This is a genomic window from Longimicrobiales bacterium, assembly GCA_028823235.1.
GTDB lineage: Bacteria > Gemmatimonadota > Gemmatimonadetes > Longimicrobiales > Gaopeijiaceae > UBA2589.
Genome location: JAPKBW010000006.1, coordinates 16,229 through 39,959, shown reverse-complemented (window position 1 = coordinate 39,959; position 23,731 = coordinate 16,229). Strand labels below are relative to the sequence as shown.

At 62.6% G+C, this 23,731-nt stretch carries 26 protein-coding genes; 8 read left to right on the top strand and 18 right to left on the bottom strand.

What is annotated here, in order from left to right; genetic code table 11:
- Nucleotides 1-46 precede the first annotated feature (46 nt).
- Together arsM and OSA81_04845 are read left to right on the top strand one after the other, a co-directional pair.
- Complete coding sequence (gene arsM, locus OSA81_04850; GenBank protein MDE0898326.1) at nucleotides 47-880, top strand: arsenite methyltransferase; 834 nt, start codon at nucleotides 47-49, stop codon at nucleotides 878-880.
- An 878-nt stretch (nucleotides 881-1,758) separates the two neighbouring features.
- Nucleotides 1,759-2,766 (top strand): hypothetical protein, encoded by a 1,008-nt coding sequence (locus OSA81_04845; protein MDE0898325.1) that lies wholly within the window; start codon nucleotides 1,759-1,761, stop codon nucleotides 2,764-2,766.
- 39 nt (nucleotides 2,767-2,805) lie between these two features.
- Here the strand turns inward: OSA81_04845 and OSA81_04840 are convergent, their stop codons facing one another.
- The 3 genes from OSA81_04840 to OSA81_04830 form a co-directional block, all read right to left on the bottom strand.
- On the bottom strand, nucleotides 2,806-3,309 hold the full coding sequence (locus OSA81_04840) for a CoA pyrophosphatase (GenBank protein ID MDE0898324.1): 504 nt from the start codon (nucleotides 3,307-3,309) through the stop codon (nucleotides 2,806-2,808).
- Between the two features lie 101 nt (nucleotides 3,310-3,410).
- A complete protein-coding gene (locus OSA81_04835) occupies nucleotides 3,411-4,079 on the bottom strand; it encodes a radical SAM protein (GenBank protein MDE0898323.1) in 669 nt (222 codons plus the stop codon).
- Nucleotides 4,072-4,491: a hypothetical protein gene (locus OSA81_04830; GenBank protein ID MDE0898322.1), complete on the bottom strand. Its 420-nt coding sequence runs from the start codon at nucleotides 4,489-4,491 to the stop codon at nucleotides 4,072-4,074. Before OSA81_04830 ends, OSA81_04835 begins: the two co-directional genes overlap by 8 nt.
- Before the next feature lie 31 nt (nucleotides 4,492-4,522).
- Between OSA81_04830 and OSA81_04825 the strand changes: the two genes are divergently transcribed.
- Both OSA81_04825 and OSA81_04820 read left to right on the top strand, forming a co-directional pair.
- Nucleotides 4,523-5,560 carry a zinc-binding dehydrogenase gene (locus OSA81_04825; GenBank protein MDE0898321.1) on the top strand — a complete coding sequence of 346 codons (1,038 nt, stop codon included), beginning with the start codon at nucleotides 4,523-4,525 and terminating at the stop codon, nucleotides 5,558-5,560.
- Nucleotides 5,557-5,931, top strand: a complete 375-nt coding sequence (locus OSA81_04820; protein ID MDE0898320.1) for a nucleotide pyrophosphohydrolase — start codon at nucleotides 5,557-5,559, stop codon at nucleotides 5,929-5,931. The genes OSA81_04825 and OSA81_04820 overlap by 4 nt, the downstream gene beginning before the upstream one ends.
- A gap of 341 nt (nucleotides 5,932-6,272) precedes the next feature.
- Here the strand turns inward: OSA81_04820 and OSA81_04815 are convergent, their stop codons facing one another.
- Entirely contained in the window at nucleotides 6,273-7,400 is a 1,128-nt protein-coding gene (locus tag OSA81_04815) for an aminotransferase class V-fold PLP-dependent enzyme (protein MDE0898319.1), read from the bottom strand.
- 157 nt (nucleotides 7,401-7,557) lie between these two features.
- Here OSA81_04815 and OSA81_04810 point away from each other — a divergent pair, with 157 nt between their 5' ends.
- Entirely contained in the window at nucleotides 7,558-8,850 is a 1,293-nt protein-coding gene (locus tag OSA81_04810) for a glycosyltransferase family 2 protein (GenBank protein ID MDE0898318.1), read from the top strand.
- 37 nt (nucleotides 8,851-8,887) lie between these two features.
- On the top strand, nucleotides 8,888-10,087 hold the full coding sequence (gene queG / locus OSA81_04805) for a tRNA epoxyqueuosine(34) reductase QueG (protein ID MDE0898317.1): 1,200 nt from the start codon (nucleotides 8,888-8,890) through the stop codon (nucleotides 10,085-10,087).
- 13 nt (nucleotides 10,088-10,100) lie between these two features.
- Here queG and OSA81_04800 read toward each other — a convergent pair whose 3' ends face one another.
- The 5 genes from OSA81_04800 to OSA81_04780 all read right to left on the bottom strand — a co-directional run bounded on the left by OSA81_04800 (nucleotide 10,101) and on the right by OSA81_04780 (nucleotide 13,424).
- The gene (locus tag OSA81_04800; GenBank protein MDE0898316.1) at nucleotides 10,101-10,454 is read right to left on the bottom strand and encodes an alkylphosphonate utilization protein; all 354 of its coding nucleotides are present in this window, start codon (nucleotides 10,452-10,454) and stop codon (nucleotides 10,101-10,103) included.
- A gap of 235 nt (nucleotides 10,455-10,689) precedes the next feature.
- Nucleotides 10,690-10,854 carry a hypothetical protein gene (locus OSA81_04795; GenBank protein MDE0898315.1) on the bottom strand — a complete coding sequence of 55 codons (165 nt, stop codon included), beginning with the start codon at nucleotides 10,852-10,854 and terminating at the stop codon, nucleotides 10,690-10,692.
- Nucleotides 10,855-10,877: 23 nt separating this feature from the next.
- On the bottom strand, nucleotides 10,878-11,180 hold the full coding sequence (locus tag OSA81_04790) for a hypothetical protein (protein MDE0898314.1): 303 nt from the start codon (nucleotides 11,178-11,180) through the stop codon (nucleotides 10,878-10,880).
- A gap of 212 nt (nucleotides 11,181-11,392) precedes the next feature.
- Nucleotides 11,393-12,175, bottom strand: a complete 783-nt coding sequence (locus OSA81_04785) for a hypothetical protein (protein MDE0898313.1) — start codon at nucleotides 12,173-12,175, stop codon at nucleotides 11,393-11,395.
- A gap of 7 nt (nucleotides 12,176-12,182) precedes the next feature.
- A complete protein-coding gene (locus OSA81_04780) occupies nucleotides 12,183-13,424 on the bottom strand; it encodes an aminoacetone oxidase family FAD-binding enzyme (GenBank protein MDE0898312.1) in 1,242 nt (413 codons plus the stop codon).
- Nucleotides 13,425-13,487: 63 nt separating this feature from the next.
- Between OSA81_04780 and OSA81_04775 the strand changes: the two genes are divergently transcribed.
- Together OSA81_04775 and OSA81_04770 are read left to right on the top strand one after the other, a co-directional pair.
- The gene (locus OSA81_04775; protein ID MDE0898311.1) at nucleotides 13,488-14,249 is read left to right on the top strand and encodes a copper homeostasis protein CutC; all 762 of its coding nucleotides are present in this window, start codon (nucleotides 13,488-13,490) and stop codon (nucleotides 14,247-14,249) included.
- The gene (locus OSA81_04770; GenBank protein MDE0898310.1) at nucleotides 14,249-14,947 is read left to right on the top strand and encodes a hypothetical protein; all 699 of its coding nucleotides are present in this window, start codon (nucleotides 14,249-14,251) and stop codon (nucleotides 14,945-14,947) included. The genes OSA81_04775 and OSA81_04770 overlap by 1 nt, the downstream gene beginning before the upstream one ends.
- A gap of 154 nt (nucleotides 14,948-15,101) precedes the next feature.
- On the opposite strand, the gene OSA81_04765 is transcribed toward OSA81_04770, so the two are convergent.
- From OSA81_04765 to OSA81_04725, 9 genes are all read right to left on the bottom strand, one after another.
- On the bottom strand, nucleotides 15,102-15,869 hold the full coding sequence (locus OSA81_04765) for a hypothetical protein (protein ID MDE0898309.1): 768 nt from the start codon (nucleotides 15,867-15,869) through the stop codon (nucleotides 15,102-15,104).
- Nucleotides 15,866-16,951 (bottom strand): VWA domain-containing protein, encoded by a 1,086-nt coding sequence (locus OSA81_04760; GenBank protein ID MDE0898308.1) that lies wholly within the window; start codon nucleotides 16,949-16,951, stop codon nucleotides 15,866-15,868. Before OSA81_04760 ends, OSA81_04765 begins: the two co-directional genes overlap by 4 nt.
- Nucleotides 16,948-17,877, bottom strand: a complete 930-nt coding sequence (locus OSA81_04755) for a VWA domain-containing protein (GenBank protein MDE0898307.1) — start codon at nucleotides 17,875-17,877, stop codon at nucleotides 16,948-16,950. The genes OSA81_04760 and OSA81_04755 overlap by 4 nt, the downstream gene beginning before the upstream one ends.
- A 2-nt stretch (nucleotides 17,878-17,879) precedes the next feature.
- A complete protein-coding gene (locus tag OSA81_04750) occupies nucleotides 17,880-18,929 on the bottom strand; it encodes a hypothetical protein (GenBank protein MDE0898306.1) in 1,050 nt (349 codons plus the stop codon).
- The gene (locus OSA81_04745) at nucleotides 18,926-19,837 is read right to left on the bottom strand and encodes a DUF58 domain-containing protein (GenBank protein ID MDE0898305.1); all 912 of its coding nucleotides are present in this window, start codon (nucleotides 19,835-19,837) and stop codon (nucleotides 18,926-18,928) included. Before OSA81_04745 ends, OSA81_04750 begins: the two co-directional genes overlap by 4 nt.
- Nucleotides 19,837-20,808 (bottom strand): MoxR family ATPase, encoded by a 972-nt coding sequence (locus OSA81_04740; GenBank protein MDE0898304.1) that lies wholly within the window; start codon nucleotides 20,806-20,808, stop codon nucleotides 19,837-19,839. Before OSA81_04740 ends, OSA81_04745 begins: the two co-directional genes overlap by 1 nt.
- Before the next feature lie 99 nt (nucleotides 20,809-20,907).
- Nucleotides 20,908-22,071 (bottom strand): NAD-dependent epimerase/dehydratase family protein, encoded by a 1,164-nt coding sequence (locus OSA81_04735; GenBank protein MDE0898303.1) that lies wholly within the window; start codon nucleotides 22,069-22,071, stop codon nucleotides 20,908-20,910.
- A gap of 55 nt (nucleotides 22,072-22,126) precedes the next feature.
- Nucleotides 22,127-22,255, bottom strand: a complete 129-nt coding sequence (locus OSA81_04730; protein MDE0898302.1) for a hypothetical protein — start codon at nucleotides 22,253-22,255, stop codon at nucleotides 22,127-22,129.
- A 241-nt stretch (nucleotides 22,256-22,496) separates the two neighbouring features.
- The gene (locus OSA81_04725; GenBank protein ID MDE0898301.1) at nucleotides 22,497-23,711 is read right to left on the bottom strand and encodes an aminotransferase class I/II-fold pyridoxal phosphate-dependent enzyme; all 1,215 of its coding nucleotides are present in this window, start codon (nucleotides 23,709-23,711) and stop codon (nucleotides 22,497-22,499) included.
- Between the last annotated feature and the right edge of the window lie 20 nt (nucleotides 23,712-23,731).

The window sequence follows — 23,731 nt, the reverse complement described above, 5'->3', positions numbered from 1 at the left end:
TCTTTGACACAACTAGTTGCAGCATCAAACTAATTGGAGAGAATTCATGAGTGCCACACATACCGAGACGGAACAGAAACAGGCCGTCCGCGACCGCTACGCGCGCGCTGCCACAGAAGGCTCTGGATGCTGCGAACCCTCCTGCTGCGGAGACGATACGGCCAGCCCGGCGGAGGACATCAGCCAGATCATCGGCTACTCGAAAGACGAGCTTGCTGACCTCCCGGAAGACGCCAATCTCGGCTTGGGCTGCGGTAACCCCACTGCCCTGGCATCCCTCAAAGAAGGTCAGACCGTTCTCGACCTCGGGTCCGGCGCGGGCATCGACTGCTTCCTGGCCGCGAACCAGGTCGGAGCCTCCGGCACGGTCATCGGCGTGGACATGACACCTCAGATGATCGATCGCGCTCGGACGAACGCGAACAAGGCCGGCTACGACAACGTCGAATTTCGGCTCGGTGAGATCGAGGCAATTCCCGTCGCAGACGGGACGGTCGACGTCATCATTTCGAATTGCGTCCTGAACCTGAGCACCGCAAAAGACAAAGTGCTCGCGGAGGCGTACCGCGTCCTCAAGCCGGGCGGACGAGTCGTGGTCTCGGACATGGTCTCGGACCTACCCGTGCCTCTGGTCCTCCAGGGCGACCTGAATGCGGTGGCCGCCTGCCTGCCCACCTACCGCGAGACGTACATGCAGCAGTTCCGCGACGCGGGCTTCGCTGACGTGCGGATTACGGAGGAGAAGCTCTACCCCGCGAGCTACATCCTCACGGACCCCGGCGTCCAAGACTTCATCAGACAGAACCCAGATGAGGAATCGACGCTCACAGATTTCGCAGGATCAATCGCTGGCGCGCACTTCGAGGCGACGAAGTCCTGAGGGTGGGCGCGGCAGGGCGGGCCCGTCCTACCGCGTCGATCTAGCTTGGGGCTCAGGCCCCGGCATTCAGCTTCTACCGAGTGTAGATGGCGATCGCGCCGTTACCCGCGAAGGAGCCGAACTGGAACGAAGCATCAACGTTTGCCTCGACCACTTCCGGAGATACCGTCGTGGCGATCTTAGATTGCGAGCCGCAGCGCGCACATCATTCGCGAGGTCCCCTCGTACGATGACTACTGGAATTCCGAGGGCGTTTCGCGCCTCGCCGCCCTGAGGCGCATCGGGGTCTCCCCAATCGAGCACGGCCACTTTCCTGGAGATGTTTAGCCGAGTGTATTCGTCCTGCGGATTCCCGGGACTACTGAGTCCGTAACCACCGAAGATCAGGGTGCCTTCGAGGCCGATGCTGGCGGAAAAGCCGAACGGCATCCAGTCTGTCCCGACCGAAAATGTTGTCGCCCCAATGATGAAAGAATTTTCGGAGCCCGACTCCGCAGCTTTACGGATGGGAAAATACTGGAAGTAGTTACTTTGGGATCCCGCTGGGGTCAGGCCGATGTTACGGAATTGGGCCGTAATGTAGTCTGCAGCACATCGAGCCCCCGCGGTGCCGACGGCGCGGCCTTCGAGCCGGTCATCGGAGAGGTGCCGGACATGAGCCATCGTCCCGACAGCGTCACCCGTGACGACCGTCGGGTCGGGGCAGGACTAGCAGCGAGCTGGCCAGCTGTCACAAGCGACCGGGCCAGTGTCGCCGAAAACGTTGTTAACCAGGACGGTTTGTTGTGACTCATCGAATGCTTGCTGTTGCGACTCTTTTAGTCGTTGCGATTGGGTGCGAATCTAGCGGGGGAGCAGAAGATACATCCTCCGAGGCCATGGGTCCCGCGGCCAACCTTGCCGGCGATACCCCCCTCACATATGAGGGCGAGGGTCATCTCCAGAATGTGCGTCAGCTCACATTGGGTGGCGAGAACGCTGAAGCCTACTGGGCGTTCGACGGATCGCAGCTGATCTACCAGGCCAAGAAGCCCGGCACGGAGTGTGATCAGATTTTCGTTCTCGATCCGCACACGGCCGAGACAAGCATGGTCAGCACCGGGGAGGGTCGTACGACGTGTTCGTATTTCTATCCTGACGGCGATCAGATCCTGTATTCATCGACGCACCACCACGATGCGTCATGCCCGCCGAACCCCGATTTTTCGATGGGCTACGTGTGGCCGATCTACCACTCGTACGACGTTTGGGTCTCAAACGTCGACGGTTCAAACCTGCGTCAGCTGACCACAGAGGATGGCTACGACGCTGAGGCGACGTTCTCGCCGGTTGGTGATCGCATCGTGTTTACGAGTGTCCGCAACGGTGACCTCGATCTTTACGCGATGAATCCGGACGGGAGCGATGTCGTTCAGCTGACAAACCGCCTCGGATACGATGGTGGCGCGTTCTACTCCCCGGATGGATCGCAGATCATCTGGCGTGCACACTATCCGGAAGAGGGAAGTGATGAGGCCAGCGATTACATGAGCCTGCTGGAGCAGGGGCTGCTGCGCCCCGGCGAGCTGGAGATATATGTGATGGATGCGGACGGTTCGAACGTCCGTCAGGTCACGGACGTTGGCGGTGCCAATTTCGCGCCCTACTGGCACCCGGACGGGGAGAGAATTCTCTGGAGCTCGAACCACGAAGATGACTCGGGCCGTGACTTCGACATCTACATGATCAATCTCGATGGCACGGGCATGGAGAAGGTCACGCACTCTGAGGGCTTCGATGGCTTCCCGGTATTCAGCCCGGACGGGCGTTACCTCGTATTCGGTTCGAACCGGAACAATGGAGATACATCGGATACGAATGTGTTTATTGCGGAATGGCGTGACTGAGGTGTGACGAGTTTGCTGGTGGGGTTTCACCGGACGGGGTCAGGACGGGTAGAGGTCCAGAAAGCCTGTGAGGATTCGGTGGGTCAGGCCCCAGACGTGTTCGCCGATTACATGGTAGCTCGGGAAACGTTTATCGAGACCGGGGAGCTGGATGCGGACGTCGGTGCTGGTCTCGGGAGCACGCAGGACATCTAGAGGGATCCAGTGGACGCTCTGGACCTCGGGGCTCGCCACTTCTGCCTCGGTTCCGGCCGGCACCCCGAATACAAAGGGTGCGATGCGCATGGGGGGCAGTCTGGTGCTAGACGGAGTTACGTCTTCGAGTCGGCCTAGTGGTGAGCCGTGGATTTCGAGGTTGACCCCGGTCTCCTCCATCGTCTCCCTGCGTGCGGTATGAAGCAGGCCGGAGTCGGTTCTCTCCCAGCGTCCGCCAGGCAACGCCATCTGGCCGGACCACGGATCTCGTTCCGAGGTCGCGCGCTTGATCAGGAGGAAGTCGAGCTGAGGTTCGCCGCGGACAACCATTGCAACTGCCGCCTCCATCCTGTTCGTGACAGGACCTGGATGATCCGATCGAGGGGTGCCGCTCTTTCTGAGTGCTTTGCGAAGTGCGGAGAACCGGGTGTCAAATGCAGCCCCTGACATCAGACGCCGGTCGCCTTCGCCCCCCAGATGAGCTTGTGCACCTGGACCTGAAAGCGGACCGGCAAGCCATCTTCGAGAATCCAGGCTGCAAACGCCTCGAGGTCGACTTCACCCCACACCGGAGACATGAGGAGCGCTCGTAGCGTCCCCGTTCGCACCCGGTCGTCGAGCCCGTGCTCGCGTATGGCATCACGAGCCCACTCGTAGTCGGTTCGGTCCTTGACCACGAATTTCACTTCGTCTCGGGGGCCGAGATGGGCGAGGTTCCTCCAGAGGTTCCGCTTGGACTCTCCGGAGCCCGGACACTTCAGGTCCATGATCCGATGGACGCGGTCGTCCAGAGGTGAGATGTCGAAGGCCCCAGAAGTTTCGAGGAGAACCGTGAAGCCCTCGTCGAGGAGGAGGGTCGCTAGATCGACCGCTCCCGGGTGCGCGAGTGGTTCGCCGCCGGTGATTTCCACGATTGTCGCGGAGTGGCTCTTCACCTCGGAGACGATCTCGTCGAAGGTCATCCGACTGCCGCCGTGGAAGGCGTATGCAGTGTCACACCAAGTGCACCGTAGTGGGCAGCCCGTCAGTCGGACGAACGTGCAGGGTACCCCGGCCCAGGTCGATTCGCCTTGAATCGAATGGAAGATCTCGGTGATTCGCAGGAATGGCTCAGCCATCGGTCGCCGCCTCCTTGTCCGCGGCCGACTCGGAACTCGTCCGTTCGGCGTCTGCCTGCAGCGATCGTCTGACCGCGTCCTCGAGGAGCGCGTGGACTTCGTACAGAGTGAGGCGGCCGATCGTGTCGGTCGCGTCTTCGACCGACGCCGATTGCGTGAGGATCGCAGTCTCCACATGACCGACGATGCCTACACCGCTTTGCGCCCATCGCGGGAAAACGAGGAAGCCTTCGACCGGGGATCTGAGGTTGCCAGTCTTCTCGGTTTCGACCGACACGGTGTACGGATGCCCGTCCGACCCCTCGAACGCGGGAGGGCGATCATGTACGCGGAAGTAGCCGCCCAGTGTTGTGTCGTCGTCCACCATGGCGCAGAAGCTAGAACAACGCTCGGCGATCCCGTAGACTGTCACTGCCGTTCGATCCCGTTTCTCAGGTGACTCGATGCCAAGAATGATGCGTGCCGCTGTTTTCGAGGACTGCGGAGGTCCGGAGGTCGTCGTGATCAAGAAGGTGCCGATCCCCGAACCGGGACCAGGTGAGGTGCGTGTGAAGGTCGATGCCGCGGCCATGAACCATCTTGATCTGTGGGTGCGCAGAGGCCTCCCGATCGAGACGCCGATGCCGCACATCGGCGGGTCTGACATCGCTGGTGTGGTGGATGCCGTCGGACCTAGTGCGGAGGATGTCCCGGTCGGTACGCGTGTCGTCGTGGATCCTTCCCTCGGCTACGACTGGTACGAGGGTCAGGATCGAGGGGATTCGTTCGAGGAGCTTCCCTTCCGGATTATTGGGGAGCACACCCAAGGAGGCTTCGCGGAGTACGCGGTTGTTCCGGCCGAGAACCTCCTCGAGATACCCGGCGACTTCCCGGCGGCTGAGGCCGCGGCCGCAGGCCTTGTATTTGTCACTGCATGGCGTGCGCTGATCACACGGGGGCGACTCAGGGCAGGGGAACGGATCTTGATTACAGGTGCTTCCGGTGGCGTCGGCACGGCCGCCGTGCAGGTGGCGAGGAGAGCCGGAGCGAAGGTGTTTGCCGTTACCGGTGGGATTGAGAACGTGACTCGGATCAAGGCCCTGGGTGCGGACATCGCCTACGACCGCCATGAGGTCGACTTCTCACGCGAGGTGTGGCGCGATACTTACAAGCAGGGCGTCGACGTCGTGTTCGATACGGTCGGCGAGGAGATCTGGCCGAAGTGCCTACGAGCTCTCTCGAGAGGCGGTCGGCTTGTGACGTCAGGAGCAACGACGGGGTCCCATGGTGTTACGGAACTTCGACTCGTCTTCTGGAAACAGCTCGAGATCATGGGCAGCACCATGGGTACGCCGCAGGAGTTCCGCGAGGTGATGCGACTCGTGTTCGACGGCGTGTTCGATCCGGTGATTCAGGAGATCATGCCTCTGAAGGATGCGAGTCGCGCGCACGAGACTCTCGAGAAGGGCGAGATCTTCGGGAAGCTGGTCTTGGAGCCGTGAGCGCCGACGGGGCCAGTACTGACGAAGACGTGACGTCAGAGGGGGACGGGAGCCTGACGCTCAAAGATGCGCAGGCCCGAGTCGACAGCTGGATTTCTCAGTTCGAAGAGGGCTACTGGCCACCGCTCACGAACTTGGCCCGGTTGATCGAGGAGGTCGGCGAGCTCGCTCGCGAGATGAACCACCAGTTCGGTCACAAGACGAAGAAGGCCGATGAGCCTGATCAGAATCTGGCGATTGAACTGGCGGACGTGCTGTTCGTACTTCTCGTGATTGCCAACGAACAGGGGATCGAGCTCGACTCAGCCCTGGAACAGGTGCTAGAGAAGTATCGAGTTCGCGATTCGGATCGGTGGGCTCCGAAGGTCTAGTTCAAGGACGGCCAAGGGCTGGCCCGTCCGGCCAACAGTGCGTGACTCAGGCGGTGTCGCCCCGCACGGTGACCTCAGTGTGATGCATCTCTGTCTTGATGCCGTTGTAGCCCGTCGTCCGGCTTTCGACACCGACCAGTTCGAGATGTTTCCTTGTTTAATCGCGTTTCAAACGTCGACGAGCGCCTGTTCGATCTGGACTCCGTCGGACTGGCCGAACGCCGTCACGGAGATCACCAGCAGGAGCAGGGTCCCGAGGATCAAGGTGGGGCGCTGGCGACCGAGGCTGGGTCGGGAGGGCGGTCTTCATTCGGTGGATCCGTGTGGCTTGGTCGCGATTGTCAGCAGGAGTACTGGGCCAGAACGTCGATGCAGCGGTCGACCTCGGCCTCGGTGTTGTAGAAGTGGGGGCTCACGCGCACGAAGCCTGGTCGATAGTCAACGATCACCCCGTGTTCGGCGAGATACTTGATGGCTCCGGGCGGATCATCATGATGGATCATGACGATGGAGGTCCGGTGATCCGGATCTGCGAGGCGAAGGCGAAGGCCAGCGCCTTCCGCACGAGCGATGATTCGGTCGGTTAGCACACGATTCCGAGCAACGATTGCCTCGATTCCGATCTCGTCAATGATCTCTTGGCCGCCGAGGGACGTGTAGACCGTCGGCAGGGCGGGTGTGCCGAGCTCAAAGCGACGGGCGTCGGGTCGATAGCTGAAGCCCTCAAGGTCGAAATCGAACTGACGTTCTGTCGCAAACCATGACGTGAGTCGCGGTTCGAGCTGCCCCACCAGGGTGTCGCGCACGTACAGGTACGCGAGGCCTGGCCCTCCACAGAGCCATTTCAGGGGTCCCGTGGTATAGAAATCGACTCCCGTTTCGGGGAGAGAGAGCTCTACCTGGCCCGCGCCCTGGTAGCCGTCGATGAGGGACATGGCCCCGGCGTCCCGTGCGATGTCCGCCAGAGCGGTGAGGTCCTGTTCGTAGCCCGTCGTGAAGAAGACGTGACTCGTCGCGATGTAGAGGGTGCGCTCATCCACGACGTCGGCGTACTGCTGTGGGTCGATACTGATGCCGTCTTCCGACCGCAGAACGACGAGCTCAATTTCCGGCTTCACGGCCCACTGGTATGCCAGCGTGGGAAAGTCGAGCTCGGTGCAGATCACCCGATTGCGGTCACCGTTCCGGACAGACTCGGTCACTGCGGCGAGGGCTGTCGAGGTAGATGGAAGGAGCGCGAGCTCGTGGGGTGTGGCACCTAGGAAGAGGGCGACCCGTCCGCGCAGGTCCTCGACTCGACCGAGCCAGTGCCGATACCAGGCCGACGCGCCCATCTCATGCCAGTGTTCGGTAAACTCGCCGAGGTAGGCTTCCGAACGACGGGAGAGGGCCCCGAGCGAGCACGAGTTCATGTAGGTCTTTCGCTCGAGAATGGGGAACTCTGAGCGGATCTGTTCGAAGTCGGTCACGCGTAGCGGCCTGTATGTCGAAGGATGAGTGGGCACGCGAACGTAGCGCCAAGGGACGTTGTGTGATCGGTCTGTCGCTACCGGTCTGTCGCTACCGGTCCCGATCCGGCACTAGCTTCAGTATGAGTCTCCTTGATACTCGCCGATTCCCGTGTCCGTGCCCGATCTGACTCCGCTCCTCTATTCACTGCCATGGCTGGGGCTGTTCGTGTTCGCGCGATTCGTCGCGCGATTTCCCGCCGAGCTGCCTCCACCGTCTGAGGCGCCGCGCGAAGGCGAGTCGACCGAGTCCGGACGATCGGTCAGCGTGATCGTGCCGGCCCGCAATGAGACACTGAACATCGAGGCGTGTGTTGCCTCGCTTCTGGCTCAAGAGTATCGGCCGCTCGAGATCATCGTCGTTGATGATCGGAGTGAGGATAACACTGCGAATTTGGCCCGGGGCGTCGAAGGTGGCGCCTTTTCTCAGGAGAGTCCGCCGGGCGAGGTCGAGCCGAGGGTGACGGTCCTCGACGGACGTTCTCTTCCGGAGGGTTGGCTCGGAAAGCCTTGGGCATGCTGGCAGGGGGCAGAGGTCGCCACGGGGGACCTGCTCCTGTTTACCGACGCGGACACGACGCATAGCCCCAGGTTGCTGGGCCGTGCCGTCGCCGGCCTTGAGGAAGAGGGCGCGGACCTGCTCACGATCGTGGGACGCCAGATCATGGCCTCGTTTTGGGAGCGTCTGGTTCAGCCGCAGATTTTCTTCGCCATGCTTCTTCGCTTCCCCGACTTCGAGAGAGCCGCGAAGAACGCGAAGTGGAGGGATGCTGTCGCCAACGGCCAGTATCTTCTTTTCACGCGGGAGGCCTACGACCGGCTTGAGGGGCATCAGGCAGTGAAAGGAGAGGTCGTCGAAGACCTTGCGATGGCGCAGCATGTGAAGCGGACTGGGCTTCAACTGCGCATTCGAAGCGCGGAGACGGACTTCGCGACCCGGATGTATCGGTCACTGGATGATCTCATTGAGGGATGGTCGAAGAACCTCATGATCGGGGGGCAACTGAGTTTGCCTCGCGGACTTCGCTCCATCGTGGCGCCGCTGGCGTTCGCCGGTGGTGTGGCGTTCTGGATGCTACCTTCGACGGTGCTCGCTCTGTGGGCGGCCGGTGGAGGATTCACCTTCGGAGGGGTCGATCTGAATGTGGGAGGTCAGCAGGTGATGTCCGACGCCGCTCAGATTGCGGTCGAGGCGGGCGTGCTCGTGTGGGCCGTTAGCGCGTATCTGATCAGCGTCGCTATGTGGAGCTGGTTCACCAGGCGGATGGGTGCGCAGGCACGGTATGGGTGGCTCTATCCGCTCGGGGCGGGCGTCTCCGCATGGATCTTCCTACGCTCCTGGAGGCGGGGCCGCACGGTGGAGTGGAAGGGCAGGGTTTACGAGGTCGCTGATCCCGCGGACGCCGCATGAGGCAGATAGCGTGTGAGGTCTGTGGCACGGCGTGGGGATGACGCCGCCGCCCGAACTGACCGCGCGCCTCGAGGCGAAGGCCCGCGCTCTCGGCCTTTCTCTCTTCGGCGTCGCCGGTGCAGAGCCGAGTGCTCACATGCCCTACTACGCCGACTGGGTGGCTCGGGAGCGGCACGGCGGGATGGGCTACCTGGCCCGTGAGGATTCGGTGGCGAGGCGGGCCGACCTTCGGGGCACTATGGATACGGTGGCGTCGGTGGTTGTGGTCGGACACGAATACTACCACGAGGACGACCCCGCTCGGGCCGGGGATCCTGCCAGAGGCGTCGTGGCCAGGTATGCGCGTGGTGAGGACTATCACCACGTCTTGAAGAATAAGCTTCTCGCCCTGCAGGCTTGGCTGGAGGATGAAGTCAGGTCGGGACCGGCTGGCGACTCCGTGCAGGCGCGCGTTTATGTCGACACGGGGCCGATTCTCGAGCGCGACCTCGCCCGTCGAGCGGGACTCGGATGGTTCGGGAAGAACACCGTCCTGATCGATCCCCGGCGTGGCTCTTGGTTCCTTCTCGGACTCCTGCTGGTCGATGTCGAACTGCCGGCTAGCGGGCCCTTCGAGGAAGAGCATTGTGGGAGCTGCAACGCCTGTATCGATGCGTGTCCGACGGATGCGCTGCTTGGACGCGACGCCGACGGCGCACCGGTCATCGATGCGCGGAGGTGCATCTCTTACCTGACCATCGAGCTCCGTGACGTGATTCCCCTCGAGCTACGCCCACTCATGGGGAATCGGGTGTTCGGCTGTGATATCTGCCAAGAGGTTTGTCCCTGGAATGCTAAATTCGCTGCGCCGACCAGCGAGCCTGCCTATGCCGCGCGCGCTGGGCTCGATGGACCGCGCCTCGTGGATTTTGCGCATTCACTTCTCGATATGTCTGAAAAGGCCTACCAGCGCGCGTATGCCGAGTCCCCGCTCGCTCGACCTCGACGGAAGGGAATGCTACGAAACCTCTGCGTGGCTCTCGGAAATTGGGCAGCGACCGATTCCGTCGCGGCGGTGGACGCCCTCGCACCGCTGTCCCGGGCGCTGAATGACGGCCAGCCACTCGTTCGAGCCCATGCCGCCTGGGCCCTGGGTCAGTTCTCAGATGGAGCGGGTGCACCAGCTCTCGAGTCTCGACGCGAGGTCGAGGACATCGACTGGGTCGCTAGCGAGATCTCTGGGTCGCTCGGAATGTGAACGTCACTCGACCCTATCTAGATTTCTTGACGAACTCTGTCAGGATCACGATCTGCTGGCCGTTGATTCGGCCCTCAATAGTTCCCGCGTTGTCCTGCACGAGTGAGATGCCTCGCACGGCGGTTCCTCTCTTTGCTGTGAAGCCAGCCCCTTTGATGCTCAGGTCTTTGATCAACGTCACGGTGTCTCCGGCTGAGAGCACCGCGCCATTGCCGTCCCTGTGTACGAGGCTTCCCGTGAGATCGGGTTCCGGGTCCTGCTCACCTGATTCGGCCCACACACGCACGTCGTCATTCAGGTAGAGCATATCGAGGGCCTCTGACGCCCAGCCCTCGTGACGGAGGCGCCGCAGCGTACGCCAAACCATGACCTGCACCACCGGCACCTGACTCCACATCGTGTCAGTGAGGGATCGCCAGTGGTCTGCTGTGAGCGGCTCGGATCCGTCGAGCTGGCTTTGGCAGGTTGAACAGAGTAGGACGCTCGTAGCGATTGCGTCGGCTGAGTCCGGGCCGACGGAGAATGGGACATCGGCGCCCGTTGCCGCACAGAGTTCACACTGCCCACCTGCACGTGCGGACAGCTCAGTAGTAAAAATTATCTTACTCCGCTTTCAAAATCTTGATCGGGTCGACACGCGTCGCTCGAATCGCGGGAACGAGGCTCGCAGCTAGTGCAGCCAACGCCATCAATCCGGAGACGAACGCGAAGGTGGGAATGTCGGTGGCGACAACCCCGAACAGAAGGCTCTCCATGAGCCAGGTCATCCCGAAAGCTCCGCCAGCGCCAATCAGGATTCCCCGGCTGCCAGGCCCAAGGCCCATTTCAGGATGAGGGAGCGAATGTCTCCGGCGGGAGCTCCCAGAGCGATCAGAACGCCCATCTCTCGCATGCGCATGCTGACGTTGCAAGAGACGACGCCGTACAACCCGACGACGGCGAGAAGGAGTGTCACGAGAGAGAATCCTCGGAGAAGGGTCGTGGTGAGGCGGTCCACCTGGAGCGTCGCAGACACTACGTCCTCCATGGGCTGCAGCGATGCCAGAGCAATCGCCGGATCGAGTGCGGCCACCTCTGCTCGGATGGGGTTCACGAGTGAAGTCGGATCGAACGAGGTACATGAATCCCGTTGGGGCCTGAGCGTACGGGAGATACAGAGCGTTTCGGCTTTCGGAGCGTATTCCAAAATTCTTGATATCAGCCGCGACCCCGATCACCCTGCGCCAGACCGGATTCACGGGATCGTTCACATTCAATCGTTCCTTGAGCAGCCCAAGAAGGCGATGCGTGATGCAGCACCGTGGCTTAGTCGCGCCCGCCCAGAAACCAGTCCAGAGACTGCGTGACGATCGCAGGGGGCATCTCGTGGCGACCGTCAAACTCCGCGTACTCGATGCCGTATCCGTCCATCTCGAACGTGGGCACGATGATGACTCGGCTGAGGGTCACGGGCAGGACGTTGTCAGCGGTGCCGTGTGAAACGAACACACGAGGCATGCCGACGATGGGGTCCGCCGGACTCGAGAAGCCAGGAGACCAGGCGATCAGGTGAGTAAAGAGGTCCCCGTTCGATGGACCGAGGGACAGCGCGTACGAGGCGCCGTCTGAGAACCCGGCGAGGGCGACTTGTGTCGGGTCAATCACGCACCGATCGAACGTGTAGCGCAGGGCGGAGTCGATGAAGCCGACGTCGGGTCCGAAGTCTCCGTGCACGCGATCCCACGTCCGGTCACGAGAGTCGGAGGCCATCAGCACCAGGCCGCGGGTCTCGCACTCGTCGAAGAGCCTGCTCCAGATTTCCGCCCGGCCCCCGGACCCATGCAGGGCGACGATGAGCGGTGCCGGCGTTGCGGGATCGTACGACTCAGGAACGTACAGCAAGCCGCCGCGTAGGAGGCCTTCACCGAAATGACTCAGTCCGATTGCGGGCGTCCGAGTGGGCCTCTGCGGCCGAGCGGTCAGCCGAGGGTCGAAAGCCGATCGGACGGCTTTGGCTGCCGCCGCATTCCGGGTCAGACCAAGGACGCCGCCGCCTAGCGCGGCTGCGAGAAATGAGCGTCGGGGGAGACCTTTCTCATGAATCGACATAGGCCGACTATCCCGAAGATAGTGAGAGCGTTCCCTCACCAGCCGCTTTTCCGGTGGCCCAGGCCCAGAGAAAGTTGTGTCCGCCGATTGGTCCAAACGCATCGAGGATCTCCCCGCACAGGAAGAGACCCGGACAGCACCGCGACTCCATGGTTCTTGGATCGATCTGATCGAGAGCTACCCCGCCGCCGGTGACCTCAGCCTTCTTGTAGCCGGCATCGCCCGTCCAGGACAGCGTGTACTCGGAGAGTGCGGTGGCGAGGGCTCGACGGTCTGCCTTCTTCATCTGCCCGAGCGATGTCATTGGATCCAGTCCAATTTCCTGGAGGAGCGTGTCGGCCAGTCGACGCTCCAAATGCCTTGCGATCGTTGCCCGAACCGGCCCGCTTCCGGAACGGAGCATGGCGTCCCAAGACTCTCCGTCATGCTGAGTCCATTGAACCCTGAGCTCCTGGCGGGCTCCGCCCGCCCGCCCCCGGATCGCAAGATGTGAGACATCGAGGGCTGCCGGCCCGCTCCAGCCGTCGTGCGTCACGAGGAATCCGTCTGTCGTGCTGAACGGCGGACGACTCCCTGGGGCGGTAATCGTGACGGTACGCGAAATCCCAGCCAGGGCGGCGTGCGGATGCGGTCTGGCGATGAGTGGAGTCAAGGCCGGATACGTTGGATGCATACGGTGACCCAGCATCTCCGCGAGTCGGAGCCCTGCGCCGTCGCTTCCAGTGGCCGGAACCGAAAGGCCGCCCGTAGCGATGACCACCGCCCGCGCGGCGATCGAAGGAGCGTTGTCCAGTTCGACGATCCAGTGGTCGTCTTCACTCTTGAGGTCTCTCACCCGGGTGCCGAACCAGATCCGTCCGCCCGCTTCCTCGACGCCTCGGACGAGACCGTCGCGGACGTCACGTGCCTTGTGGGAAGAAGGAAAGAGTTTGCCGGTCTCCTCCTCAAGCTCCAGCGGCATGCCGAGTTCACGCTCAAGGAACGCCCGCTGCTCCGGTTGTGGCCAGGACTTCAGGATTTTCCGGAGCGTGTTCGGAGAGGAATCGGTGACGTAACGTTCCGGCTGCGTCACCGACGGGAGGATGTTGCACCGTCCTCCCCCACTGATCAGGATCTTTCGACCCCCATCCTTCGTGCCTTCAATGAGGATGACCTCAGCCCCTCCGCGAGACGCGATCAGGGCAGCCATGAGGCCGGCTGCGCCGGCCCCGACGATGACCACCGGGCGTTGTGGAGAAGATGAAGACATGGCGAGATGTATACCCCCCTGAACGGTCTGGCGTCTACGGGCGCCGAGTGCCAAGCTCCGCTCATGAATCGTCAACGCCCACTTCTCGAGGTGTGCTCGGCATCTGCCGAGTTTGCCATCGCCGCCGTCGATGCCGGGGCCGATCGTGTCGAACTCTGTGCGAATCTCGTAGAGGGTGGGACGACGCCGAGCCTCGCGGAAGTCGAGGTCGCGACGGAGCGCCTGGACGTGCCGATCATGGTGATGGTTCGGCCGCGGGGTGGAGATTTTCTCTATTCCGATGTCGAATTCGAGGTGATGACGAGGGATGTGACGCGCATCAGGGAGGCAGGAGCCGACGGCGTCGTATTTGGCGTCCTCGACGCAGTGGGACGGATTGACCGAGCCAGGACGGAGCGTCTGATCGATGCTGCGCGCCCGCTCCCCGTGACCTTCCATCGAGCGTTCGACGTCTCTCGTGATCTTCCCGAGAGTCTCGATACACTTCTGGAACTGGGTGTCGACCGGGTCCTCACATCAGCCGGACGAGCCCGTGTGCTCGACGCTCTCCCACTGCTGGCCAAGCTGCTCGCTCGGGCTGGGGATGCGGCCGTGATCCTCCCCGGTGGTGGTATTCGGGGTGACAACGTGCGTGAGGTTCTGGCTGTGCCAGGTGTCCGTGAGGTACACATGGGCGCCAGTGCCTATGAAGCGAGTCCGATGGGCTATCGAGTGGTGGGCGTGCCCATGGGCCGAGCCTACGAGCCGGACGAGTACTCACGAGAAGTCGCCGATCAAGCTCTGATTCGGGGCGTAGTCGACGCGCTCGTTCAGGGAGGAGAGTGATGGAGTCTCGTCGGGAGTTTCTGCGACGTGCCAGTGCGGGGACAGCAACCGGGTTCGTGGTTGGAGCGACAGGCTGTGACCGTGCGGGTGCTGCTGGAGGGCCTCCCGAAGGTGCCTCTGCCGGCGCTTCAGACGGATCCGCGGCTCGGATACTCAGTCGCCCGCTGTTGCGTTCCTGGGCGAGCGATATGATCTGGATGGCTGCGCCCAGCGAGGAATTGCCGGTCGCCTATGTGTCGATGGAGCTTCTCAGCGTCTTCATCGACTACGACTTTCGCGACCGAGCTGCTGCGTTGTTGAAGGCTCACATTTCGGTGAGTACTGCGCACTGGCGGATTCCACTGCCGGGTGATCCGGAGGGGCAGCCGGTCACGCCAGGTGACGAGAGACGTGAATTCGAAGAGCTGAGCATTCGAGAGTGGGATTCAACTCGGGCGCCCACGATCGACGATATCCGTATCGTGCGTGGCAGCAGGGCACTTCGCCGCGTCGACTTCAGCTGCGTTCCGCTGGTAGGGAGTCCCGAGGAGTTCTGGCTGGCCGCAGGCCCGTGGGATGTCTGGGTAGCCGATCCGGTCGACGCTGCCACCACTCGTGAGGACTTCATGGTCGTCGGCACGGGGCTCCGGTACGACGAAAGGAGCTGTGCGACAGGTGGGGAGGGCGTGCAGTTCGTGAGCTGGGCCAGCCGGGACTAGTAGCCTGCTTCGCCGTCGGCCTGTTCCGTGATCGCTGCGATGATCTCGGCCCCGCCGGCGTCTGATCGGGCAAATTACCCAGGTCGTCCACATGGACGGTTGCACCTGACACAGCAGGTGTGTCGGGCTAATCCACGGCCGTAGCCAGCGGCTGCTACCAGCGGCGGATCCCTCGGCTCGGCTGCCGACCCCATCGGCTCCGACTCTCCAGAGCGATCAACTTCCCGAGCAATTCAGTAGCGTCGAGGTGGCTGCGCCCGAGAATGTCTGCGGCCTCATCCAGCGACAGTGGTGACTCGTCTCCAGCAACGGCTACCGATTCGTTCTCACCCTCCGCGGGCGGATCCTCCGCACGTTCGTCCTCTGCCGCGTCAGGGACGTTCACCGACCGGGTGACGACGTCCGCCTCCATCGCCCCATCATCGAGCTCCCGACCGCTTCTCCGCTCGATCGCATCGATTGAATCCATGAGTCGAAGGGCCATCGCAAGATTCCACTTTGCGTCTACGTTGTCCGGATGCAGGCGCAGCGCTGACCGATTGGCATCGGCAGCAGCGGTCGCATGGATCCGAACCGAGTCTGGGACCCCAGCGGTCAAGGCATGGTTGAGTTGGAGCAACCCGCTGTTGTAGTTCGCTCGACCCAGGATCTCGGTGTCCGCGCTCGAGAGAGCTCGCGCCAGTTGTTCTTCCGCCTCGACCACGCCAGACGGCACGAGTGCGGTGCCGAGATTGTACCTTAGCTCCGCGTCGCCCATACCCTCGTTGGCCCGAGCCCGGTAGAGGTCGGCAGCTTCCGCTGATCGTCCATCTCTGTGCATTCGATTCGCGCGCTCGAGACTTTCGCGTTCGTACATGACGGACAGGCTCAGGCCGACCAGGACGACAGTTGCAAGGATGGCGCGGTGCAGGGGAGTCTTCATGCCGCTCGGCCCCTCGCGGTAGAGGCCGGACCGTGCGTGGTCTCAGCGTCCCGCGCTGCCCTTTCCGATCCAGCGCGACGGCCAAGCACCCCTGAGTCGAGGGCGGCCTCCACGATCAGGAGGCCCAGGCACGCCAGGAAGAGCCAGAATACCGGGTCTGTGGGCACATCAGCGGTAGTGTCGCTCGGACCGCTCTCGCGCCCAAGGGCCGAGACGAGCGAGCGGATACCACCGTCCGTCGAGATGTCGTGATAGATCCCGTCCCCCCGAGCGGCCATCGACTGGAGTAGTTCCGGCCCGAACTCGGCAATCACGGTGCGACCGTCCGTGTCCAGCACAGGAGCTCCCTCGGACCCGGCCACGAAGAGGGGGGCACCCTGCGGCGTGCCTACACCCGCGGTCCAAATCCGCATGCCAGCTTCGGTCGCCACTGCGACGGAATCGAGGACGTCCGGGTCGGATCCGTGAGCCTCACCGTCCGAAATGATCAATACGATCGGCTCGCCGTCGTTCCTCGGCCGAGCCTCCCAGACGGTACGTGTATGCCGGAAAACGGATGCAAGAGAGGTGCCCTGGTCACGAGTGGACACCAGCTCAGGAGCGACCCACGGAGAGAAGAAAGAAATGACGTCGGCGTCGTCTGTCAGAGGCACCAGACCGAAGGGCCAGTCCGCAAACAGGGTCAGCGAGACTCTGTCCGCGACGCCTTGCTCTAGGATACGGTCGAGCGCATCTCTCGCCCGGGCGACCCGCGACGGGTCAACGTCTGCAGCAGTCATCGAATGCGACACGTCGATCGCGACGATCAGATCGACCGGAGTCGGTGGTTCAATCGGCTCGGAGGACTCCCGTGAGGGTCCGGCTGCGGCCAGGGCCAGTCCCGAGCCCACGAGGACGAGCACCAGCGTACGTGCCACCGGGAAGATCTCGAGCCGGCGACCGAGGAGGCGCCGGGCAGGATCCGAGCCACCGTATGCTCGGACCAATCGGACACCCCGCCTCCACTGGAGGACGACCGCGAGCAGCAGAATTGTGACGGCGGCAGGGAGCGCCACGAGGAGATCGGGTCGCTCGAAGGTCATGGGAGCACCCCCCAGCGGGAGCCCCGCAGCGCGGACGCCAACGCCAGGAGTCCGAGTGCGATCAACGCGAAGACCCACGCGTACGCCGTCGTCTCGACACGCTGGATCGTTTCCTCGGACGGTTGAACGAGCCGGTCGATCTCATCGTAGATGTCGTCGAGCGCGGAGGCGTCCGTGGCCTTGAAGTATTGGCCGCCCGTGATCCGAGCTGCCTGGGTCAGTACGGTTTCCATAGATCGCGTGTCGCGGCCCTGCTCCTGACCAATAGCCACCGGGTAGATCGTTACGCCCACAGCCGCTGCGGCCCTCGCCGCGAGGTCGGGCATGACACCGGCTTTGTTGTGTGCCCCGTCCGTGACCAGGATGAGGACCTTCGAACGGTGGGGGACATCCTTCAGGAGACCTGCCCCAGCGGCGATCGCGCCGGCGATATCGGTGCCGTCGGTCAGAAGCCCGACCTCTAACCCCTCGACCGCCGCCTTGACTACGAATCCGTCGTGAGTAAGAGGGAGGCGGGTGAATGCTTCACCGGCAAAGCTGACAAGCCCGATGTCATCGGTGCGAGCGTCGATAAAGCGAAGAGCCGTCGTCTTTGCAACGGCGAGGCGACTTTGCCGCGCGCCCATGTCCTCCGCCCACATCGAAGTGGACAGGTCGATCGCGAGAGCAATGCCGACGCCTTCGACTTGAGGATCCTCGTAGACGCGGACCATCTGGGGACCCGCCATCGCCACGATCAATGCCGCGAGGGCTCCCAGTCGCAGAGCGAGGGGAAGCGTCTCGAGGACATTCTTGCGTACCGGTGCCGCCCCCTCGTCGCCTGCTTGAGCCAGGATGATTCCGCCGGCTCGGCGAGGCGCGAGCCACCAAGCGATAGCAGGCAACACTGCTGCCAGCCACAGCCACAGGGGAGAGGCGAGTGCCACGTTCACTTCGAACTCTGGGTGACGCCCGGAGCCACGTCGACGTCGATGGAGCTGTCCGGTTCCGTCGTTGTTTCGATCCAGGCATGCAGTGCCTGCCAATGTGCTTCAGCGTTCTCTGTCTCGGGTCGACTTCCCCCGAACTTCACCTCTTCGGCCGCCGCCATCTCGGCTTCGAGACCTGTCGGCGCGACGCTCGTCGGCCGTCGCTTCAGTCCCCCCATCAGTTCGGTGCTCGTCCACGACGGCCCCCATCGCGCATCAAACGCCTCGACGTAGCGCCGTACGATCTCACTCGATCCCTCGAAGAAATCACGCACACGCCCGTCCTGGTGGGCGCCCGTCGCCAAGAGATCGTCGAGCGCTGCGAGTGCAGCGGCCCGGGGGGTCAATGGCGGATCGGTTGCACCAGCCTTCGCCATCCAGTCGCGGATGGTGACCACGAGCACGGAGAGCAGGATTCCCAGGGACGCCAGAAGGATCAACGAGGCGGGCCAGTTCCGGTTCGCACCGGCGACATCTGCAGGGGGTCTCGGCTGGACTCCTGCCGAGACATTTTCGAGCAACAGCACTGATGTGACGTAGATGATCTGCTCGGAAACGGAGCGAAGACGTGCGGATGGTACGGACTCCGGACTCTCTACGAACCCCTCGAAATGTCCCACCAACACTCCCTCGGTCGTAAGGCCTGCGGAGACACTCTGCCGGGCATCTGCCGCGTAAACTTCGAATTCGGGAATCGCCACCGAGCCGACTTCGAAAGCTAAGAGTGTGTAGACTACCTCTACCTGCAGCCCGTTTGCGGGGTCGCCCGAGGTCGTCCAGCGCACGGCCTCGAAGGGCTCGAAGCCGCGGCCGTACAGGGAGTCTGGGAAGAACGCGACGGACCTCGGGGCGAGATCGACCGTGAGCGTTAGGTCGAATCGATCGCCGATGCCCACGGTGTCGGCCGACACAACCACACTCTGAACGGTGAGGCGTGGGCCCGCCTGTGCGTGCACAGGGTCGCCTGCCACCAGGACGCCGATCAGAGCTAAGAGCAAGAGTACCCTCATCGACTGGTCGCCGCCCTTCGACGGAAGAATCCGATAAGCGGTGGCAGGTAGTCGGCGGTCGTATCGAGATCGATGGTGTCGAGGTTGAGGTCGCGAAAGACCTGGTCGATCCCTTCTCGCACGGAGAGTGCCCGTGTCCTGAATTCCTCCCTTACGCGACGACTGCTCGTATTCAGAACAGTGCGCTCACCCGTCTCCGGATCACTCACAGCCAGCATTCCGACGTTCGGTAATTCGGAAGAAGCCGGGTCGGTCAGCCGAATTGGGACGAGGTCGTGGTGCCACGCGAGTTTTCGGGCCGCCCGAGCCAGATCGGGGTCTGAGCCTTCCCCGGTCAGAAAGTCGCTGATAAGGAAGACCGTGGTTCGCTGGCGGAGTACCCGCTCTGCGAACGCGAGTCCTGTCGATATGCGGGTGCCGCGCCCTTTCGGCTGCCACGCGAGCAACTCGAGGACCAGTCGGAGCGCGTGCCTTCGTCCAGTGTCCGGTGGGACGAAGTGCTCGATCTCGTCGGTGACGAGGAGAAGGCCGACGCGGTCGTTGTTGGTCGTCGCGGCCAACGCCAGAATCGCGGAAATCTCGGACGCGATCGTCGCATTGTCCTTCGCGCCTGTTCCGAACGCTTTTGACGCGGAGAGGTCGACCACGACCAGCGCGTTCAACTGACGTTCTTCGACGAACTCTTTAATGAAGAGGCGGCCCCTTCGGGCGGTCACGTTCCAGTCGATGGAACGCACGTCATCCCCGGGCTGATACTCCCGAACATCGGAGAACTCGAGACCACGTCCCTTGAAGATAGAGTGGTACTCGCCGCTGAAGAGCGACTCCACTAATCCCCGTGTCGTCAGCTCGATGCGCCTAAGCTGAGCTGTGACCTCAGGAGAGAATACGTGGTGACCCCCGGACATCAGGGTGAGGGCACGGCCTCGAGGACTCGGCTCACGATGGCATCGGAGTCGATACCGCGCGCGTCCGCTTCATACGTCGTGCGGATCCGGTGGCGCATGACCATGGGTGCCATCGCCTTAACGTCGTCAGGCATGACGAAGTCTCGACCTTCGAGGAAGGCACGAGCCCTGGCGGTGCGTGTCAGGAAGATCGTCGCTCGTGGAGACGCGCCGTACTCGATGAGTGGGGCAAGATCCTTCAGCCCATACTGGCTCGGTTCTCTCGTCGCGAAGGTCAACTCGACGATATAGTCGAGGACCTCGTCCTCGAGCCGAACGGCTGCCACTTTTTTACGGCCCGCAGCGATCGCGTCGACAGTGATCACGGTCTCGACCGGAATGGTCTCCCCAGACGCGACGCGGCGTACGATGGTCTTCTCCTCTGCGCGGTTCGGATAGCCGATTTCCAGCTTCATGGCGAAGCGGTCGAGCTGGGCTTCGGCGAGCGGGTACGTTCCGTGCAGCTCGACTGGATTCTGAGTTGCCAAGACCATGAAGGGGTCGTCGAGCGGAAAGGTCTCACCCGCAATCGTGACCTGTCGTTCCTCCATCGCCTCCAACAATGCCGCCTGCACCTTGGGTGGAGCCCGATTGATCTCATCAGCGAGGATGATGTTCGAGAAAATTGGCCCCTTTTGCACCCGGAATTCGCCGGAAGATTGGTCGAAGACCGGTGTTCCGACGATGTCTGTCGGTAGCAGGTCGGGTGTGAACTGAATACGCCGAAAGTCGGTGTGGATCGCTTCAGCGAGAGTCCGCACCATGAGCGTTTTCGCGAGACCTGGCAGCCCCTCAAGGAGGATATGCCCACCTGTCAGCAGCGCGACCAGGAGTCCTTCTACTGCCTGGTCCTGGCCCACGACACGCTCGTGGACCGCTCCTGCTAACGCATCGAAAACACTCGAGCTTTCATCGACCGTGGCTTGCTCCACCCGCGTCTCCATTTCGAACCCGGCCCGGAGGCCGAAGGGATCCCCCTGCAGGGACGGCCCACAATGTCCACGGGCAGGGGGATGGGCGCCAGTCCGCGATTATCCGCGTTGTGCGTGCCACTCCGCGAGAACCTCGACCTCACGAGCGGCGTCCAGCCCCGACCGAAGGTCCGCCTGACGTGCTGCGGGTCTTGAGTGGTGGTACTCCAGCGTGTCACGTGCCGTGACAGCAAGCGGGCGGAAGGTTAGACCTGCTTCGACTTCAGGGGTCAGATCGAATTGAGCGAAGCCTTCCCTGCCCGCCACCGGCGGACGCCACACGGGCATTTCGGCATAGGCTCGGACTCCACGTTCTGCGAGGAACTCGCGATCGACCCAAGTGAAGGTGCATTCCTCTGTGGTCGCAGCTCGGATGCCGTACAAGAGCTCTGCCATTGGGCGGGGATTTCTCGGGCCTACACAGTTGAAGATGCCCATGGTCGAGTCTTCGCCGAGATGGATCATGAACTCAGTGAAGTCGCGCACATCGATAATTTGGACTGGATCCGATCCGTCGCCGGGCGCGAGAACCTCGCCTCCACGGTCGATACGAACCGGCCAGTATGTGAACCGGTCTGTCTCGTCGCCCGGGCCGATAATCAGGCCTGGTCTGACGATGGTGGTCCGACCTGGCATGATCCCCATCGCGGTGCGCTCGGACTCGGCTTTCGCGAGGCCGTATGGCAACTCGTCTCCAGGTGTGAGTCCCGCTGTCTCGTACGTCCACGTTGGAGCCGCAATCGACATCGGGACGCTCGATAGGTCCGAGTATGCCGAGCGCGACGACACATACATGAAATGATCGACGGAGTCCTTCAGGAAGTTCGCCGCCAGTTCTACCCAGTCGGGGCGGGAGGTCGAGTTGTCGATGACGAGGTCCCATTTTCTTCCTCGCAGAGACTCGTAGTCACCGTTTCGATCTCCGACGAGTGTCTCAAGATAGGGGAAGAGTGCTCTTCCGGAACCGCGATTGAACAGCGTGACGTTGTGACCTCTGTCGAGCGCGTAGCGCACCTCGAACGGACCAATGAAGCCGGTGCCTCCAAGGATGAGGATGTCGAGCGCTCGCGGCGCCTCCTGAACCTGACGTTGGGGTTGCAGGAAGGGCTCAAGGGTCGACGAAAGCGTGGACGTCGGAGCTCCAAGGACCTTGGACGGATCGAGTCCGAACGCGGCGGCGCCAGCGGCGGAGATCTTGAGGAAGTCTTTGCGGGTCGCGCTCATTTAGGTCTTGCTCGGTTGGTGGTCATTTTGATACCGCTGTGGGTACCGAGGCGCGTCACGGAAGGCGAACTGCGCCGTATTCGAGGTACAGGGATAGATGAAGGTCGGCAGGTGCCATCCCCGTGAGCAGGATGTCACTCTGAATACGTGCCTCCCTCAGTGCGATCGCACCTTTGGACGTCACGACGGCAAAGCCCGCGATGGCATCGTCATTTGAGAGAATCCTGGCCGCGCCTGTGGGTCCCAGCCCGCCGTGGGCGAGCCGAGAGACGCCGCCGACGTTGTGCTCGACGCCTGCGGCATCTCAGACGAAGAGAGCTGATTCGCGCTAACTGAGTGATCGCCACCGGCCGCTGCTACGGTGCCCAGGAAGCCGCGACGAACCGTGATCATCGGATTCTCCCCGAAGCTGGTCGGTCCTGAATTCAGGCACCCGCTCCAGCCGCGGCATTCTTCATGATGTCTTCGAACGCGTTCATGAATCGGCCCATCTCTTCTTCGTTTCCGACCGAGACCCGCAGGTGCTCCAGCATTGGTGGGAAGTTGCGACCAACGGCCACCCCCCGGTCACGGAAGGCCTGCCGGATCGGAGCGATGTTGGTCCGGAGGTTCACCATGAAGAAGTTCGTCTGCGAGGGAATCACCTCGAATCCCAGGCCCTCGACGTCGGAGACCGTCTTGTTTCGCCACTGCCGGTTGTGCGCAAGCATGCGCTCTGAGGAGGGCGTGTCCTCCATCGATGCGACGGCACCCCATCGCGCGAGTGCGTTGACACTGCCTGTGCTGTACGGACGCATCTCCGCAATCATGTCGGGCGGCGCGATGGCGAAGCCGATCCGCATCGCAGCCATTCCAAAGATCTTTGAGAAGGTGCGGGCGACGATCACACGGCGCCCCTCGCGCACGTACTTCAAGGACTCTTCGTATGCCGGATCCTCGACGAAGTGGTGGTACGCCTCGTCGATCAGCACCGGAATGTCCTGCGGGATGTTGTCGAGCAAGTACGCCACCTCATCGGCGGTGACTGTAACTCCGGTGGGGTTGTTCGGGTTGCAGAGGTACACAAAGCCCACGTCCCGGGCGTTCTGATTCGTGACGTCGACCATACGCTCGATGTTCTGGCGGTAGTCTGACTCAAGGGGCAGGAGGATCGTATCTGCATCGATTCCAGTCGCGTGTTGATACACCGAACCGTATGAGGGCTCGACACCGACGACCTTCTTGTCCGCGGCCAGCCAGGTCAGGCCCACGACGTCGAGAATCTCGCCTGATCCCGCACCCATGAGGACGTGATCTCGAGGCACACCGTGCGCGTCCGCGATACGCTGCTGGACGTTGTTGTCGGGATAGCCGTACCGCATCGAGTACTTGAACGCGTAGGTCATCGCCTCGATGGCCTTCTCTGATGGCCCGAACGGATTCTCGTTCGACGAGAGATGCGCGAGTGCGTCGTATGCATCGACCTGCGACTGGAGATCCCGGAGCATCGGAGCGCCACCAGGGAGGCGTCGAATTCCGCGCTCGGCGGCGCGGCGCAACTTGGCTTCGGCCACCGTGGGCGTGAGTCCGAGCGTGCCGAGGGCGGCGGCAGCCGTCGCGCCTCCGACGAAGTGTCTGCGGGAGACTTGGTTCTTGCTCATGGTTTCGCTTCTCCGTTGCT